Annotated in this window: 13 protein-coding genes and 1 riboswitch; of the genes, 8 read left to right on the top strand and 5 right to left on the bottom strand. The window is 66.2% G+C overall.

All coding sequences use genetic code 11. The features are described 5' to 3' along the window. Positions 1-377 precede the first annotated feature (377 nt). The 3 genes from ACX9NE_RS23030 to ACX9NE_RS23040 all read left to right on the top strand — a co-directional run bounded on the left by ACX9NE_RS23030 (position 378) and on the right by ACX9NE_RS23040 (position 4,626). Positions 378-1,625, top strand: coding sequence for a YcaO-like family protein (locus tag ACX9NE_RS23030; protein WP_459363561.1), 1,248 nt, complete (start codon positions 378-380; stop codon positions 1,623-1,625). Continuing rightward, positions 1,625-3,067, top strand: a complete 1,443-nt coding sequence (locus ACX9NE_RS23035; protein ID WP_459363562.1) for a TfuA-like protein — start codon at positions 1,625-1,627, stop codon at positions 3,065-3,067. The genes ACX9NE_RS23030 and ACX9NE_RS23035 overlap by 1 nt, the downstream gene beginning before the upstream one ends. A 242-nt stretch (positions 3,068-3,309) precedes the next feature. Further along, positions 3,310-4,626, top strand: a complete 1,317-nt coding sequence (locus ACX9NE_RS23040; protein WP_459363590.1) for a YcaO-like family protein — start codon at positions 3,310-3,312, stop codon at positions 4,624-4,626. A 2-nt stretch (positions 4,627-4,628) separates the two neighbouring features. Here ACX9NE_RS23040 and tyrS read toward each other — a convergent pair whose 3' ends face one another. Then, positions 4,629-5,912, bottom strand: coding sequence for a tyrosine--tRNA ligase (gene tyrS, locus ACX9NE_RS23045; protein WP_459363563.1), 1,284 nt, complete (start codon positions 5,910-5,912; stop codon positions 4,629-4,631). A 105-nt stretch (positions 5,913-6,017) separates the two neighbouring features. On the opposite strand from tyrS, the gene ACX9NE_RS23050 reads away from it, so the two are divergent. Further along, positions 6,018-6,905 (top strand): bile acid:sodium symporter family protein, encoded by an 888-nt coding sequence (locus ACX9NE_RS23050; RefSeq protein ID WP_459363564.1) that lies wholly within the window; start codon positions 6,018-6,020, stop codon positions 6,903-6,905. Between the two features lie 89 nt (positions 6,906-6,994). Here the strand turns inward: ACX9NE_RS23050 and ACX9NE_RS23055 are convergent, their stop codons facing one another. Then, positions 6,995-7,606 carry a DNA-3-methyladenine glycosylase gene (locus ACX9NE_RS23055; RefSeq protein WP_459363565.1) on the bottom strand — a complete coding sequence of 204 codons (612 nt, stop codon included), beginning with the start codon at positions 7,604-7,606 and terminating at the stop codon, positions 6,995-6,997. 57 nt (positions 7,607-7,663) lie between these two features. On the opposite strand from ACX9NE_RS23055, the gene ACX9NE_RS23060 reads away from it, so the two are divergent. Genes ACX9NE_RS23060 through ACX9NE_RS23070 form a run of 3 tightly spaced genes read left to right on the top strand, consistent with a single transcriptional unit; the run spans position 7,664 to position 9,790 of the window. Continuing rightward, positions 7,664-8,416 (top strand): ABC transporter ATP-binding protein, encoded by a 753-nt coding sequence (locus ACX9NE_RS23060; RefSeq protein ID WP_459363566.1) that lies wholly within the window; start codon positions 7,664-7,666, stop codon positions 8,414-8,416. A 14-nt stretch (positions 8,417-8,430) separates the two neighbouring features. After that, positions 8,431-9,180: an ABC transporter permease gene (locus ACX9NE_RS23065; RefSeq protein ID WP_459363591.1), complete on the top strand. Its 750-nt coding sequence runs from the start codon at positions 8,431-8,433 to the stop codon at positions 9,178-9,180. After that, the gene (locus ACX9NE_RS23070; RefSeq protein ID WP_459363592.1) at positions 9,149-9,790 is read left to right on the top strand and encodes a TetR/AcrR family transcriptional regulator; all 642 of its coding nucleotides are present in this window, start codon (positions 9,149-9,151) and stop codon (positions 9,788-9,790) included. The genes ACX9NE_RS23065 and ACX9NE_RS23070 overlap by 32 nt, the downstream gene beginning before the upstream one ends. On the opposite strand, the gene ACX9NE_RS23075 is transcribed toward ACX9NE_RS23070, so the two are convergent. From ACX9NE_RS23075 to ACX9NE_RS23085, 3 genes are all read right to left on the bottom strand, one after another. After that, positions 9,756-9,974, bottom strand: coding sequence for a Trm112 family protein (locus ACX9NE_RS23075; protein ID WP_459363567.1), 219 nt, complete (start codon positions 9,972-9,974; stop codon positions 9,756-9,758). The genes ACX9NE_RS23070 and ACX9NE_RS23075 overlap by 35 nt on opposite strands. Next, positions 9,967-12,966, bottom strand: a complete 3,000-nt coding sequence (locus tag ACX9NE_RS23080; RefSeq protein WP_459363568.1) for an acyl-CoA synthetase — start codon at positions 12,964-12,966, stop codon at positions 9,967-9,969. Before ACX9NE_RS23080 ends, ACX9NE_RS23075 begins: the two co-directional genes overlap by 8 nt. Before the next feature lie 230 nt (positions 12,967-13,196). Then, positions 13,197-14,897 carry a PPE domain-containing protein gene (locus tag ACX9NE_RS23085; protein ID WP_459363569.1) on the bottom strand — a complete coding sequence of 567 codons (1,701 nt, stop codon included), beginning with the start codon at positions 14,895-14,897 and terminating at the stop codon, positions 13,197-13,199. 103 nt (positions 14,898-15,000) lie between these two features. Further along, a riboswitch (cobalamin riboswitch) is annotated at positions 15,001-15,179 on the bottom strand. Between the two features lie 40 nt (positions 15,180-15,219). Here ACX9NE_RS23085 and ACX9NE_RS23090 point away from each other — a divergent pair. Then, a complete protein-coding gene (locus tag ACX9NE_RS23090) occupies positions 15,220-16,989 on the top strand; it encodes an ABC-F family ATP-binding cassette domain-containing protein (RefSeq protein WP_459363570.1) in 1,770 nt (589 codons plus the stop codon). Position 16,990 lies beyond the last annotated feature (1 nt).

Here is a 16,990-nt window from a genome sequence, read left to right on the forward strand (position 1 = left end):
GATGGAGTAAAGGTTTGCCGACTAACCCGTTTCGGTCCACGTCCGCTGCCCTGTAGCGGATTACGGGAGTGTCGTCCCCCTGTCGGCGGATGGCGATGTCCCGTCGGCGGTGGAACGAGAAATCCGCCTGTGATCGGCTGGCAGTGGGATACCGCGGCAATCCCCGCACACCGAGAATTGTTTTTGCCGAAGCACCACACCGACAACAAGACATCCCGATGGCCGACGCCACCGAGTTGATCTGGCCCCAGTACTTCCAGCGGGGTCTCATCGCCGCCCCTTCCCCCTCCCCCCGCGATGAGATCCCGCTGGATATTCCGCGTCGAACTCGATGAATGTGCCAACCATTGATGCCCTTACTCAGTAGCGTGAATTTCATGTCGGAACTGTCGGGCTTTGGCACTGCGCAACGTCCAGGCCCAGATTGGTCGCATTGGCCCACACGGGTATTAGGCCACGCCAATCCGCTCAAGATCGGCCACCATGCGGGTACCCACCGCGTCATCTCGCCTGACCAGACCTGGTCGGCGATCCAACCGTTTCTGGCCAAGGCCGGCATCACGCGGATAGCCGATCTCACGTGGCTCGACGATCTGGGGATTCCGACCGTGCAAGCGGTTCGCCCCGCCGCGCTGACACTCTCGGTGAGTCAGGGCAAGGCCACCACTTACCGCGCCGCTCAGGTCTCCGCGGCAATGGAATCCCTGGAGAACTGGCACGTCGAAAGCATCACCGCCGACCTGTCGTCCACGTCCACAACCGAACTCGCGGATGCCCTGACCTACGATCCGGCCGATCTCAACCGGCCGGCCGGTAGTTTCTATCACCCCGGCGCCAAGCTGGACTGGATGATCGCGACGACGTTGCTCACCGGCAGGTGCACCTGGGTGCCTTGGCTGGCCACTGTGGTGAACATTTCCGTGGACGATTGCTGGGGACCGCCTATCTTCGGCATGGACACAACGGGATTGGCGTCAGGCAACAGCTACCACGAGGCCACCCTGCACGGCCTCTACGAGATCATGGAACGCCACGCCATGGCCGCCGCACACCCCGCCTCCACGTTGTTCGGGGTACCGCTCGCTGATGTATTTCGTTCGGAGTGCGCGGAATTGGCCGAGATGATTCTCCGCGCCGGCAGCGAATTGCAGGTCGCACGCATGGACGTTTGGGACGGCTTCTACTGCTTCTCCGCCGAGATCACCTCGCCCATGATGGAGATCCCGTTCAGCGGCAGCGGACTGCACCACGACCCCAATGTCGCCCTGTCACGCGCGATCACCGAAGCCGCACAGTCACGCCTGACCGCCATCAGCGGGGCGCGGGAGGATCTGCCCTCCGCGATCTACCAGAGATTCGCCCGGGTGCACACTTTCGCTCCCGCCCGAAAGAGCATGCAGCCCATGCCCGAAGGCGACCCCACGCCCTGGCACGTTACGAGCACCGACTCGCTGCGCGAGTTGCTGGTCACCGCGGCAACCGCGGTCGCGAGGTTGTCCGGCACCGAGCCACTTGCGGTCGTGTGCGACTTCGCCGACGCATGCGTGCCCGTCGTCAAGGTCATCGCGCCCGGTATGTCCGCGACGGTGCAATCACCTTTGCGCACACCGCTTCAGGAGCATTGATGACATCCGAGCCCCGGATCGTCGTCACCGCGGGACCGACGATTGGCACCGAAGACATCCACGCGGTAATTCCTCATGCCGAAGTGGTGCCCCCCATCTCTTTCGGCGATGCACTGCGCTACGGATTGCGGGCCGGCGACACACTGCTGATTGTCGACGGCCTTTTCTTCCAGAGCGCCTCGGTGCGGCACAAAGAACTGCTGACGCTGATGGACGACGGCATCCGTGTCGTGGGTTCATCGAGCATGGGTGCACTGCGCGCCGCCGAACTGCACCCGTTCGGCATGGAAGGCTACGGCTGGGTCTTCGAGAGATATCGCGACGGGATCATCGAAGCCGATGACGAAGTGGGCATGGTGCACGGCGATCCCGAAGACGGCTACCCGGTGTTCGTGGACGCGCTGGTGAACATCCGCCAGACGCTGGCGCAGGCGGTGACATCGGGCCTGCTTCCGGCGGCCACCGCCGAACAGCTGATTGAGACCGCCCGCGGCACACCGTTTACCCAGCGCACCTGGAATCGCCTGCTGGACGCCGTCGGGGTGCCGGAAAGTGCAAGGCTTGCAAAAGAGTTGAAGGCAATGCGTGTCGATATCAAGCACGCCGACGCGAAGCTGGCGCTGCGGGAGGTGATCCGCGGCCCGAGGCAGGTCGCGGTACGGCCCGGACCGCCGCCGACGGTATGGTCGGAGCGCTGGCGACAACGCTGGGCGCCACCGACGCCGGTGGCCGTGACCCCGGACGGCGCCGATGTCGTCGACATCCTCGACGTGGACGTCCTGTCGCTGCTGAGCGTCTGCGCCACCGATCGTTGGGCCTACCGTCCGGCGTTGGAGCAAGTGGCGGCATGGTACTGGAACCTGACGCATCCCGGTGCCGAAGGCAGCGTCCGGGATCGTGCCACCCGGGCCGCTGCCGAAGTGGGCGTCGCGGACCACGAACGCGGGCTGGAAACCGTCGCACACCGCTACGCGGTAGCGTCCGGCATCATCGACGAAGCAGGCTTCCCGGAGCACGTGCAGGAATGCTGGCTCACCGAGCGGGAACGCGAAACATCCGGCAGTGACCTGATTTCGGTATCCGCTCGACTGACCACCCGCACCCTGTTCTTCACCCGGTCACTGCCGGCCATCCAACACTTTCTCGAGTTGCTGCGCGCGGATTCGCGGCTCCCCACCTGGCGCGTCATGGTCGCGCAAGCGTTGGCCCGGCGCGACGAACTGGCGCGGCAAAAACCGCATCTGAACCTGCACCGGCCGGACCCCACCCAGCTCAAGCGCCTTTTCGGCCAAACGTGGGGGACGGAGGTGGATCGCATCGAGCTGGCTCAGCGGGGGTTGATGACCCAAGACGCCTTCTACTCGGCCGCCACTCCGTTCGCGGTGGCGGCCGCCGACGGCCAGTTGCCGTCCTTCGAGGTCGGCGTACTGGGCCCCGCCTGAGCATCATTCGTCAGCCTGTCGGCTTGTCCCCCGTTTGAGGGACAGCGGATTCAACCTATCGGTCCTCCCGATGGCGGACAGCGAAACCTCCCTGCCCGCGCAGAATGAGACGCGCACCACGCTGGGGCGGGGAGGAGGTGATGATCACATGTCGCACGAAATCTTGTTCACGGAGCGGGAAACCGCTTACGGCTTCTTCGTAGTACCCGTCGTGTACTGCGCCGAAGGCATCGTCGAATGAACTGGCCGGACGGCGAACCGCAACATTTCGTATCCAATTGCAAAGTGTGACAGGGGGACTCGAACGCATGCCCGAGCGCCACGCCGGCAGTACCGACACGGTGTCGGGTCCCGACTGGTCTGCGTGGCCGGCACGCGATTTGGGTCATGCCGGCTCGAAGACGATCAGTCATCGAGCCGGCACCCATCGCCTTATCTCACCCGAGCAAACCTGGCTCGCTGTGCAGCCGCTGCTGAAGTTCGCCGGAATTACCCGCGTCGCCGACCTGACCTGGCTGGACGATATCGGAATCCCCACGGCACAAGCCATCCGCCCCGCGTCGCTGACGTTGTCGGTGAGCCAGGGCAAGGCTCCCACCTACCGCGCGGCGCAGGTGTCGGCGGTGATGGAATCGCTGGAAAACTGGCACGCCGAGCAGGTGGTTGCCGACCTGAGGTTCACTGCGACAACGGATCTGGACTCCGTACTGACCTACGACCCCAACCAGCTCCGGCACCGGACCGCAAGCTTTTATCACTCAGGCGCCAGGCTGGACTGGAAGATTGCGACGACACTGCTCACCGGACGCCGGACCTGGGTGCCACTGGAGACCGTCATGGTGAATGCCGCCGTCAACGATATGTGGGACCCGCCAATGTTCGAGATGGACACCAACGGGCTAGCCTCCGGCAACAGCTATCACGAAGCCGCCCTGCACGGCCTGTACGAACTCATGGAACGGCACAGTCTCGCCACCGCAGAGCCGGGGCTCACCTTGTTCGAGGTGCCGCTGGATGATGTCGCAGACTCGCAGTGTGCCGAGCTGGTTGACATGATTTACCGCGCCGGCAGCGACCTGAGGCTGACCCGCATGGATAACTGGCCCGGTTTTTACTGCTTCAGTGCCTCGTTGCGGTCAGGGACGACGGAGCTGCCGTTCGCCGGACACGGCCTCCACACCGACCCCAATGTTGCGCTGTCGCGAGCGATTACCGAGGCCGCTCAATCTCGCCTCACCGCTATCAGCGGCGCTCGCGAGGACCTACCGCCGCTAATCTATCAACGGTTCGCCCGAGTCCACTCGTATGCTCCCCTGGAACGGCCCACCCGGGAGCTGCCCACTGCGAAGCAGATAGCTTGGGACGTACCGGATATCGAGTCAATCGAGGACTTGCTGATTTCAGCGGCATCGGCGGTGACCGACATAGCCGGCACCGAACCCGTCGCTGCGGTATGCGATTTCGCCGACGCGTGCGTTCCCGTCGTCAAGATCGTCGCTCCCGGATTGGCCCTAGAGCACAAATCACCGATGCGCGTCCGTCTGGACCACGCGGATTAGCATCAGCGGACACGTTCGACCCCCGCCACATGCCGCTTTCCCCGGCGCAGCACCAGCCACCGGTCATGCAGGAAATCTGTTGGCTGCGGCGACCATTCGTCGCTGGTGACGCGAACGTTATTGACCGACACGCCGCCTTCACCGATGGTGCGCCGCGCCGCCTTGCGGCTTTCCGACAAGCCACTGGCCACCAACAGGTCTACGATGCCGTCCGGCGCACCCGGTTTGAGCTCTGCCACCGATGTCTCACGCAGTGCCGCCGACAGAGTCGACTCGTCCAAGCGGTCCAGCTCGCCCTGACCGAACAGCGCCCGGCTGGCGTGTTGAACGGCTTCGGTGGCCGTCTCTCCGTGCACCAGGGTGGTCAGTTCGGCAGCGAGCCGACGCTGTGCGGCGCGCTGGTGGGGCCGCTCGGCGGTTGCTTGTTCCAGTTCGGCGAGTTCGTCGGCCGACATGAAGGTGAACCAGCGCAGGTAGCGGATCACGTCGGCGTCGGCGGTGTTGACGAAATACTGGTACCAGGCGTATGGGCTGGTCATTTGCGGGTCCAGCCAGAGGCTTCCGCCGCCGGTGGACTTGCCGAACTTCTTGCCGTCGGCCGATGTCACCAGCGGCACGGTCAGCGCATGCACTGCGGCACCGAGCTTTTGGCGCACCAGACGCACACCGGCGATGATGTTGCCCCATTGGTCGGATCCGCCGATCTGCAGCGAGCAACCGTGCCGCCGGCGCAGTTCGACGTAATCGTTGGCCTGCAGCAACATGTAGCTGAACTCGGTGTAGGAGATCCCCTCCCCTTCCAGACGCCGCCGCACGGTGTCGCGATCCAGCATCACGTTGACCGAGAAGTGCTTTCCGATGTCACGCAGGAACTCGATGGCAGACAGCGCACCGGTCCACTCCAAGTTGTTCTCGACGATCGCACCCGTCGGCGAGGCGTCGAAGTCGACAAAACGTTCCAACTGGCCCCGGATCAGCTCGGCCCACTCGGCAACGGTGTCCGCCTCCTGCAGACTGCGCTCCCCGACCTCACGCGGATCACCGATCATGCCGGTCGCACCGCCCGCCAGCACGATGGGACGGTGACCGGCACGCTGGAAGCGACGCAACGCCAGCAGCGGCACCAGGTGTCCGGCGTGCAGGCTTGCCGCAGTGGGGTCGAACCCGGCGTACACGGTGATCGGACCCCGTCGCGCCTCGGCTGCCAGCGCGTCGAGATCGGTGGACTGTGCGATCAGTCCACGCCAGCTCAACTCGTCGAGAATCCCGGACGACTCGTTACCCATGCTCAGATCCTTCCAGGGCGGTGGCCGTAACGCGCGCACCGGATGCGTTCAGGCTGATTCCAGCCGGTTGGGGTCAGCCGGCGATCAGGTAGTTTGCGGAGGGTCATGGACAACCGCTTCTTCCCATTGGTCGTGGTGGCGATCATGCTCGCCCTGGGCCTCACCCTCACCGTGGCCGATTTCCAGCGCGCCACCAAACTGCGCGGTCCCCTGCTGGTCGCGCTGCTGTGCCAATCCGTCCTGCTGCCACTGTTGTGCCTGCTGATCGCCGAGGCTCTCGATCTCGAACCGAACCTGGCGATCGGGCTGATGTTGATGGCCGCCACGCCCGGGGGGCTGATGGCGAATGTGCTGAGCCATCTGGCCGACGGTGACCTGGCCCTCAACCTGACGTTGACCGCCGTCAACGCAGTGCTGTCGATCGTTGCGATACCCGCGATCCTGGCGTTCTCGATGACCTGGTTCCTCGGTGGCGGGCGCATCATCCCGCTGCAGTTCGACAAGTTCTTCGGGGTGTTCGCCGTCGTGCTAATCCCCACCACGATCGGCGTCGCCGTCCGCCACCGCCTGCCCGATCTGGCACGGCGGCTGAACAAACCGGTCCGGATCGCGGCCGCGGTGCTGCTGGTGATCGCCCTGACCGCCGGCATCGCGGGGGGTCGCACGACGCTGATGAAGAATTTCGGCGTGCTGAGCGCGGCCGTCGTGTCCTTCTGCGCCATCAGCCTGACGGTGGGCTACCTCGCCCCGCGCTTGATGCGGCTGGCGCCCCGGCAGGCCGTCGCCGTGAGTCTGGAGATCGGTCTGCACAACGCCGTCGTGGCGATCGGCATCGCCTTGAGTCCGCAACTGCTCAACAACACCGAGATGGCCACCCCGGCCGCGGTTTACGGGGTTCTCGCACCGCTGGTGGCACTGACATTTCTGGTCGTGGTCCGCCGGCTGGATCCCGCCTATCGCGGGGCATCCCGACGCTTCGGTCGTCCAGCCTGAAAACTTGCATGCCGCCACTCGCACGTTGCCTGCAATTCTTCAGCCTGGCCGAAGGATCCGGCCTGGCGCGGGACCTCCCGGCACCGGGGCTAGTCGCTGGTTCCCGGGGCGGGCGCGCGCGGGCTTCGCCGGTACGCAGACACCTCCGGGCGTCCGGCCAGCCACAACCGCCATGGCCGGTCCGCGGCCTGGCTGACCCCCACCCGCGGCCCCGCCGTCGCGGTCAACGGCGCACGCAGTTGCAAACTCACCGGACCTTCCGGGTCGAACAAGTCAATCCCGTTGTCGTCCATAGTGATTCCTAAAGCCGCACACAGATTGCCGGGACCCCGGGCCAGCGCCGCCCCCCGGACCGCCTCACCGCGGCGGCCCCGGGCCAGGTCCAGTCCGTCCTCGATCGCGCACGCCCGGAGCAAGACCGCGGCAGCAGTGCCGTCAGGCCCGCACGACACGTTGGCGCAGACATGGATCCCGTGACTGCGGTAGGTGTACAACCGCCCGGGCGGACCGAACATGACCGCGTTGCGCTCCCGGAGCCCGCGGTAGGAGTGCGCGGCGGCATCCGGCCAGGGCCCGTCGGGAACGCCGCCGTAGGCCTCAACCTCGACGACCACCGCCGTGACCCCTCTCCCGATCAGGGCGGCTCCGAGTAGCCGATGGGCGGCCGCCACCGGATCCGCCAGCAGCTCGGTAGCACTCACCGAACCGATTCTGCCTGGCTCTTGACAGGCACCCCGCACTGGGCGGATATTCATCATATGATGACTTCATCGCATGATGAATTTTCTGCACCGGCGGTCAGCGTCGAGCATCTGCGGGTGGTACGAGGCAAACACGCCGCACTGCACGACTTTTCGGTCCAGATCGCCCGCGGCACCATCACCGGCCTACTGGGCCCATCCGGGTGCGGAAAGACGACGCTGATCCGCAGCATCGTCGGCACCCAGATCATCGCCTCCGGCACCGTCACGGTATTGGGCCAGCCCGCGGGAAGCGCGGCCCTGCGCCGACGCGTTGGATACGTGCCCCAGGATCCGACCATCTATCGCGATCTGCGGGTCATCGACAATGTCCGCTACATCGCATCGCTGTATGGCTACGACAGTCACGCCGCCGACGAAGCAATCGAGCGGGTGGGGCTCTCGGAACACCGAACCGCGTTCTGCGAGAACCTCTCCGGCGGTCAGCGCACGAGGGTGTCGCTGGCCTGTGCGCTGGTCTGCCGGCCCGATCTGCTGGTGCTCGACGAGCCGACGGTGGGACTGGATCCAGTGCTGCGCGTTGATCTTTGGGGGCAGTTCGCAGAGCTGGCCGACGCCGGCACCACGCTGCTGGTATCCAGCCATGTGATGGATGAAGCCGATCATTGTGCCGACCTGCTGCTGATGCGGGAAGGCCGCCTCGTCGCCCACACCACCCCGGCCCGACTACGAGAGGACACGTCATGCACGTCACTGGAGGAAGCGTTTCTGTCCATCATCAGGCGCAGCACCGGGCGCCTGGCCGGATAGGGCTGCGCGCCCAGCTGAAGCCCTACACGGCAACCACCTCCAGGATTCTGCGCCAGGTGGCCGCCGATCACCGTAGCGTCGCGATGATCCTCGTGGTGCCTGTCCTGGTGATCACGCTGATGTACTTCATGTTTCAGAACGCCCCGCATCGTCCGGGGACACCGACGCCGTTCAACAACGCCTGCCTGATCATGCTGGGGTTGTTCCCGCTGTTCGTGATGTTCATCATCACGTCGATCACCATGCAGCGGGAACGGTTATCGGGCACCTTGGAGCGCATCCTGACCACACCGCTGCGGCGCCTCGATCTGCTCATGGCATACGGAACAGCGTTCTCGATCGCTGCCGCAGTGCAGGCGACTGTGGCGTGTATGGTCTCGTTCTGGCTGCTTGGTTTCAGCACCGCGGGCCACCCGGTGTGGGTGTTCGTGATCGCGATCGACAATGCCATTCTCGGGGTGGGCCTGGGTTTGTTGTTCAGTGCCTTCGCCCGCACCGAGTTTCAGGCGGTGCAGTTCATTCCGTTGGTGATGGTGCCGCAGCTGTTGCTCGCCGGTGTGATCGTTCCGCGGGCCGCGATGCCGGGATGGCTGGAGTGGATCAGCAACCTGATGCCGGCCAGCTACGCGCTGGAGGCCTTGCAGCAGGTCGGGACACATACGGAACTATCCGATACGGCGGTGCGCGACATGCTCGTGGTGTTGGCGTTCGCGGTCGCATCGTTGTGCCTGGCTGCGGCGACCCTGCGCCGGCGGACCCCCTAGCGTGGCCGGGCGACGTCCTGGCCGTCCCGCGGGCAACTCCGACACCCGGGAACGTATCTTGATGAGTGCGCGAGAACTGTTCGCGCTCAATGGCATTGATCGGACCTCGATCAGGGCGGTGGCCAGGGCAGCCGGAGTCGATGCCGCCCTTGTGCACCACTACTTCGGCACCAAAGAGCAGCTGTTCGCCGCGGCGATCCACATTCCGATCGACCCCATGCAGGTGATCGGACCGCTGCTGGAGGTGCCGGTCGAGGAACTCGGGTTCAAACTGCCATCGCTGTTACTGCCGCTGTGGGATTCCGAACTGGGCGCCGGCTTGATCGCCACGCTGCGCTCGCTCATCTCGGGCGACGACGTGGGGCTGGCGCGCTCGTTCCTGCAGGAAATCGTCGGCGGCGCCGTGGGGTCGCGCGTCGACGATCCACCGGGAACGGGCAAGCTGCGCACCCAGTTCGTCGCCTCGCAACTGATGGGCGTGGTGATGGCGCGCTACATCGTCAAAGTCGAGCCGTTCGCGTCGCTGCCCACCGAGCAGATCGTGGCAACCATCGCGCCCAACCTGCAGCGCTACCTCACTGGGGATCTACCGGAAGGCCTTGCGCCGTAAGCCGATCGTGTTCCTCGTCGTCGACGTCGCGGGCCTCGTCCACGAGCAGGACCGGGATGCCGTCCTCGATGCGGTAGGCGCGGCGCAGCCTGGGGTTGTAGAGCTCGCGGCCGTCGTTGACCAGCAGCAGCGGCCCGCGGTCGGCTGGGCACACCAGGATATTCAGCAGGGTGTCATCAAGCATCGGCAGTGACTTGCTTTCCGCTGAGCTCGGCGCGCGCCGCCGGGGTCAGCTTGCGGAATTCGTTGGTGGCGGCGTCGAAGTACCATGACTGCCGCCCGGACTTGGGGATTCCGGCCGCCCGCAGGGCGCTGACGGTGGGCCGGAAAGTCGCGCTCAACGTCATCTTAGGCACCACGTGCACGATGTCGGGCCCGAGCCCCACCGGCATGCTGCTCACGGCCTCGGTGAGGTCGGCCGCGGTGATCGTCGCGCCGGGTCGCAACGTCACCGCGGACACCGCCAACTGGCGATCGCCCACCGAGACGCCGTAGGTCACCGCAAGGTCGACCGCGCTGATCAGGCCGAGGGCGTCGACGACCAGCTCCGCGTAGACCATGCCCCGCACCGTTGGGATCACCGCGCCGCGCCGGCCGGCCAGCCAGAAGTCGCCGTCGTCGTCGCGGCGGAACAGGTACTCGGTGGAGATCCAGGTGTCGGCGGGCGCGAAGACCCCGCGCTTGACCGATGCGGTCGGGTCGATGGGCCCGCGCGATTGGGCAAGCAGGACACCGATCTGATTAGTCGCGGCCACCTGCACGAACCCGTCGTCGTTCTCCAAGATCAGGTCGTTCTCGGGGTCATAGGCACCGAGTTCGACCCGGCCCACACCGGGCAGCGGCCGGCCCTTGCTTCCGACCTTGACACCGGAGACGTTGGCCAGCACCGCCTGACCGTCGGTGGTGGCGAAAAATTCGACCACGTGCGCCGGCGCGAAGGCGTCCAGCACGCGCTCCCACAAACCGGTCGGCATACCCGAACCGATGAACAGCCGGACTGGGTGGTTGCCGTGCAACCCGAAGTCCGGGTCGTCGACCACATCGCGCAACATGGCCCAGGTATAGGACACCACGGTAACGCCGTACTGACGGATCTCGGAGACGAACCGGTCGGGACGCAGGCCGCGGGACAGCGCAATGCGGGTGCCGCCCACCACCGCACCGCCAAGGCTGACCAGCAATGCGGACTCGTGGTGCAGCGGCGTGAGGCAGTACACCGTGTCCTTGCGGTCGAGGGCGGCCGTGGAGGCGGTTCCGAACGCCGACAACGCCCACCGGTAGTTGGTGATCTGCTTGGCGACCAGCTCGCCACCGGCCGCGTTGAAGGCGATGAACGCCAGGTCGCGCGCGAACCCCGGGTTGGCGCGATACCACGCGGGTAGCTGCACCGCGTCGGGATCGATCTGCTCCATGTCGATCACTTGGCTCTGTTCCAAGGCGTCATCGGGCAGATGCAGATCGCGCGATTCCCCGCCGCCCAGCACCAGAATCTGACCCGGAAGCTGGCGGGCGGCCTCCAGATTGGCGGGGTCGGTCAGAATTTCGCTGACCGCGCCGAGCCGGACCTGCGCGGCCAGGTCGACGTCGTTGCGCATCAATACGGCTACGCCGCCCAGCCGGGACAGCGCGACGATGGCGACCAGTGCGCTGGGCCGGGTCTCCATGAGGATGCCGACCCGGTCGCCCTGGCGCACGCCCACCTCGATCAGGCCGCGGACGACGTTGTTGATCCGGCGGTTGACCGCCTCGTAGGTGTGCACGCGGCCGTCGAACAACAGGAATTCGCCTTGCGGCGCGTCGTGCGCCTGTTCATCGATGATGCGACCCAACGAAATTCGCGTGTGGTCATTGAGTTGTCCAAGTCGGGCCAGCCTCGGCAGGGTACGTACGGTCTCCACGGCCAGGGTGCGCATGGAGCGGTTGGCCGCGACGACGGCGTCGGCCGCGCCCCGAGCCAGTGCCAACGCCGCCTCGGAGACCTCGCCGATGCCGTGCGCGATGCGGGAGCTGAAGGCGACCCCGCTGTCGCTGTGCTCCTCAGGCTGCTCGATCATCAGGCTGATATTGGCCGGTTTGTCGCCGTTGCTGGAGATCCAGCGCACCCAGTCGGCGACGGTGGGCCAACTCTGCTGAGCCGCTCGCGATCCCACCACCAAACCGAAATGGCCGGTGCGGATCAGACATTCGTACACCTCGGTGTTGGGGGCGGCCCGCCGGATGCCGCGCACCGATGCGGGTTGGCCGATGTCGTCGACTTCGCCGACGAACGCCAGGATCGGGCAGGTGATGTCGGTCAGCGTGACCAGCTGACCGTTGATGGCGAAGCCGCCCGTCATCATCCGGTTGTGGGCAATGAACTGTTTGAGCAGCTCCGAGATGGCCGGGCCGGACCAGGCGATCCACCCCTCGCGCTCGAGGAACCTGCGCTGCTGTTCTCGGGGCAGCAGCGCCTCACGGTCGTGCAACTGACGCAGGAAGTCGATGCGGGCCTGTGCCGTCTTGATCGGATCCATCATCTGAAAGCCGGTGCGCGCCATCCAACTTGGGATGTTCAGCCGGTTAAACACATGATCGGCCATGAAGTCGGCCACGCCGGCGCCCATGTTCGCGGGAATGCCCATCGGGAGCGCCGCCAGAGTGTCCACCGGGGACCCGAACGCCACGATGCTGGCCAGGTTTCTCGACCGCCGGTACGCCGCGACCTGGTAGCACCACATGCCGCCCTGGGAATAGCCGACCAGATGCACGTCCTGGCCGGCGGTGTCCTTGACGGTGTCGATTGCCTGGTCGAGCGCGACGATGTGGTCGGCCAGGGTGCGACGCATACCGCCCTCGACCTTGTCGGGTGAGCCGAAGTCGATGACCCAGGGGTCCAGTCCCCTGGCGTGCAGGATGCCCACCGCGCCGTCTTCACGGGTCACGTCCCACATGTCGGCCGACATCATCATCGGGTGCACCATCAGCACCGGCGGACCCACTGGCGGCTGACCGGGCCGGTTGTCCGGCGGAAAGTACCGGCGCAACTTGTACATCGGCACGCTCTCGACCACCTGGGACGGTGACGGGACGCTGCCGGTTTCCAGCCCGCCCAGCCGTAACACCTCCAGGCCGTTCTGCGCGGTGGCCACCAGTCGCTCGACCGGTCGGGTGACCATCGAAAAATTGAGATCCACCACTGCTCCCTGCGTGCTTCCTGGTTAAGCCTTGACCAGCGTGGACATCATGGCACATGGGCCCGGATGTGTGGTCTAGGTCACTCTTTTTGCGTCGGGTGGCGGTCGCCGGCGCGCAGACGCTCCACCATAGTCGGCGAAAGTCCACCCCATCGCCCAGACTGCAAACCTGCAGCGAAAGTACGAGTAGGGGCCTGCAAGAATGCAGCCTCGGCGAAGCGATCGGGTTGGGTCTAGGTCGGTTGTGCGGGCGAATCACGGCTGGGTAGGCGATTATCAGATGTCCGCTCTGCGCTCCAAGTCCCCGGCAGCATCGGAACCCGCGGCGCGACACCGAACGCGTCTCCGGCCAACGTCGCAAAACCCGCCGCGGTACCGGCGCTTCGCCCCGGCACAGTCCCGGCGAAACCCAACGGTGCCGCGCCCGGGGCCGACGCCTGCGGCTCGGGGTCCATATATTCGTACCCTCGGCCGAGCTGGGTGACCTTCGTGCGCCGGCGCCGGGGTCTTTCCGCCTGTTCATCGGGCGTCGGCGCGACCGTGGGCTCCTCAGCACTGTCGGCCTTCGGCGCCTTCTTTCGGGCGCCGGCCATGGCCGCCTGGTCCGCGACCGAGCCAACGTCACCCACCAGGTAGCCGAAGTTCTCCATACCCGCACTCATGCCCAGACCCCCTCCCGTGCCCGTCACCGTCGGTGGCGCCGCGGGCGGGGGCGGAGGCGCCCCCGGCCCGGGAACCGACCCGGCCGCCTCCGCCGGTGCTGGCGCTGGCGATGAGCTGGATGTCGGAACCATCGGGGCCAGCGCGGCCAACGGCGGGGTGATCGCCGGTGCGACGGGTGGCGCGGGCGGGAGGGCAGCCAGCGCCGCCAGGCCCTTGATGCCGATCGGCCCCAGCGCCGCGCCCGCAGCCAGCGGCACCAACGGAGCGGTCAGCAACGGGACCACGACCGCGAGCAGCACGATGCTCTGCTCCAGCAGGGTCTTCATCAGCGCAATCGTGTCGGTGATGACCGTGCCGATGATTTCGACGGTGACAAACAGAATTGTGAAACTGATGGTCGCAGGGTTGCCCGAGGCGAACGCCGCCGTGAGGTCCAGCGCGACGAACGAGAACATCTGCGACAGGAAAGCCACATAGGTGCCGATATCCATCGGGTAGCCGAGGGCGAACGCGACATTGAACGGACTGAGGTAGGTGAGCGGGTTTCCGAGGATGACGAGATACGGGTCGAACCCGGAAAACAGCGCCTGGAAGAATGGCAGATTCGACAGCGCGTCGATCAGGGGCTGAATGTACTTGTCGTAGAAGGCGATATAGCCGATGTCCTGCAGCCAGGTGAAGAAATCGTTCTGCCGGTCCGGAGGCAAATCGCCGGCGGCGGCCAGCGCGCCGGTGGTGACAATCTCCGGCGCCGCTGTGGTCTGCGGCGCAGTGTCCACCGCCGCGGCGGCGACGCTCTGATACGTGCTCATCACCGTGGCAGCCTGAATCCACATCCGCGCGTAGTCGGCCTCGTTGAGCGCGAGTGGAATCGTATTGATGCCAAAGAAATTCGTGGCCACCAACATTGCGTGGGTGGCGTGATTGGCCGCCAGCTCCGCCAGCGTGGGCATGGCCGCCAGCGCGGTGGTCCAGGCCGCGGCCGCGGTTTCCTGCCGGATGGCCATGGCCGCGCTGTGCGCGTCGGCTTGCATGAGCCACGCCAGATACGGCACGTGCGCGGCCACATACGACCGCGCGGCCGGCCCATCCCAGGAACCCGTCTGCACGGAGGCCAGCACCGCCGCCAGCTCCCGGGCGGTCTCGCCGTACGCGGCACTCAGCGAACTCCACGCGGCCGCCCCGGCCAGTAGCGAACCGGCGCCGGGGCCGCTACTGAGCAACGCCGAGTGCACTTCCGGCGGTGCGGCCATCCAAATCGGAGCGCTCATCGCGCACCCACCCGGCTGGAGACGGAAAACATTGTCAGCGTCGAAAGATCACAAACAAGAAGCCGAAGAAACATCGGACGGCGATCGCTCTCTCGGGGTGCACCGCCCCGGGTCGCAGGACGCGAGTATCCTGGCTCTCGGATCGCTGCTCGCCTCGCCTTCCAGCTAATCGCCGTGGCGTTTGAGGGTCGCTCCCCGATTACAGTGGCGGGACCGCGCCGGTTTCACACCGGCTTCCTGCATCGTCATTGCCTTACCGTGGCATTCTCGCATCCTGCCGGTCCCAGCGGTAGCCAACCGCGCGCCCGGTAGCCTCACTCCAGTGGCACACCTGCTCGGAGCCGAGGCGGTACACCTGGCATATCCGACCCGGGTGATATTCGAGTCGGTCACCCTGGGCGTCAACGACGGCGCTCGCATCGGCATCGTCGGCCGCAATGGGGACGGCAAGTCCAGCCTGCTGAACCTGCTCACCGGCCAGCTCAAACCGGACTCCGGGCGGGTCACCCAACGCAGCGGTTTGCGGGTGAGCGCGCTGGCCCAGGCCGACACCCTGGATCCCGACCACACGGTGGGCTGGGCGCTGGTCGGTGACCAACCGGAACACCAGTGGGCCGGCGACGGCCGGGTACGCGATGTGGTTTCCGGTCTGGTATCCGACATCGCATGGGACGCAATGGTTTCCACGCTGAGCGGAGGTCAGCGCCGACGGGTGCAGCTGGCCCAGCTGCTGATCGGCGAGTGGGACGTGATCGCCCTGGACGAACCCACCAACCACCTCGACATCGAGGGCATCACCTGGCTGGCGGGCCACCTCAAACAGCGCTGGGCGCGCAACAGCGGCGGGTTGCTGGTGGTCACCCATGACCGGTGGTTCCTGGACGACGTCGCCACTGCGACGTGGGAAGTGCACGACGGCATCGTCGAGCCGTTCGAGGGCGGATACGCCGCATACGTGCTGCAGCGGGTGGAACGGGATCGCCAGGCCGCGGCATCAGAAGCCAAGCGCCAGAACCTGATGCGCAAAGAGCTGGCCTGGTTGCGCCGCGGCGCCCCCGCGCGAACCGCCAAACCCAAATTCCGCATCGAGGCCGCCAATCAGTTGATCGCCGACGTACCCCCGCTGCGCAACACCGTCGAGCTGGCCAAGCTCGCGACCGCCCGGCTGGGCAAGGACGTCATCGACCTGCTCGACGTCTCGGTCTGCTACGAGGGGCGCCCGGTGCTGCGCGACGTCGAGTGGCGCATCGCCCCGGGCGAACGAACCGGGATCGTGGGGGCCAACGGCGCCGGCAAGTCCACCCTGCTGGGGTTGATCGCCGGCACCGTCCAGCCCGACACCGGCCGCGTCAAGCGCGGCAAGACGGTCCGGCTGGCGGTGCTGGATCAACAGGGCGATGAGTTGAAAGCACTGGCCGGCGAGCGGATCGCCGACGTGCTCAATCGGCTTCAATCCGCATACGAGGTCGAGGGCCGTGAGATGACGCCGACCCAACTGCTCGAGCGGCTGAGTTTCGACCGGGGGCAGCTCTCGGCGCGCGTCGGAGAACTGTCCGGCGGCCAGCGCCGGCGCCTGCAGCTGATGCTCACCATGCTCGCGGAACCCAATGTGCTGCTCCTCGACGAGCCCACCAACGATGTCGACACCGACATGCTGACCGCTACCGAGGACCTGCTCGACTCCTGGCCGGGCACGCTGATTGTCGTCTCGCACGACCGCTACCTGCTGGAACGCATCACCGACCAGCAGTACGCGATCCTGGGGGGCCGGCTGCGGCACCTACCGGGAGGCATTGACGAGTACCTGGCGTTGGCCGCCCAGTCGCCCGCCAAGCCGTTGGCGCAGGCGCCGGAGCCGCAGCAGGCGATGTCGGGGGCACGGCGGCGCGCGGCGGAGAAGGAATTGGCCTCGGTCGACCGCCAGTTGGCCCGCCTCGCCGCCCGGATCGAGGCCAAGCACACCGAACTGGCCGAGCATGACCACTCCGACCACGTCGGCGTCACGCGATTGACGAGGGAATTGCGCAGCCTCGAGGACGAGGTCGCCGCAGTCGAGGCACAGTGGCTGGAGTTGTCGGAGGTGCTGGAATGAA

This window comes from Mycobacterium sp. ML4, assembly GCF_054515735.1.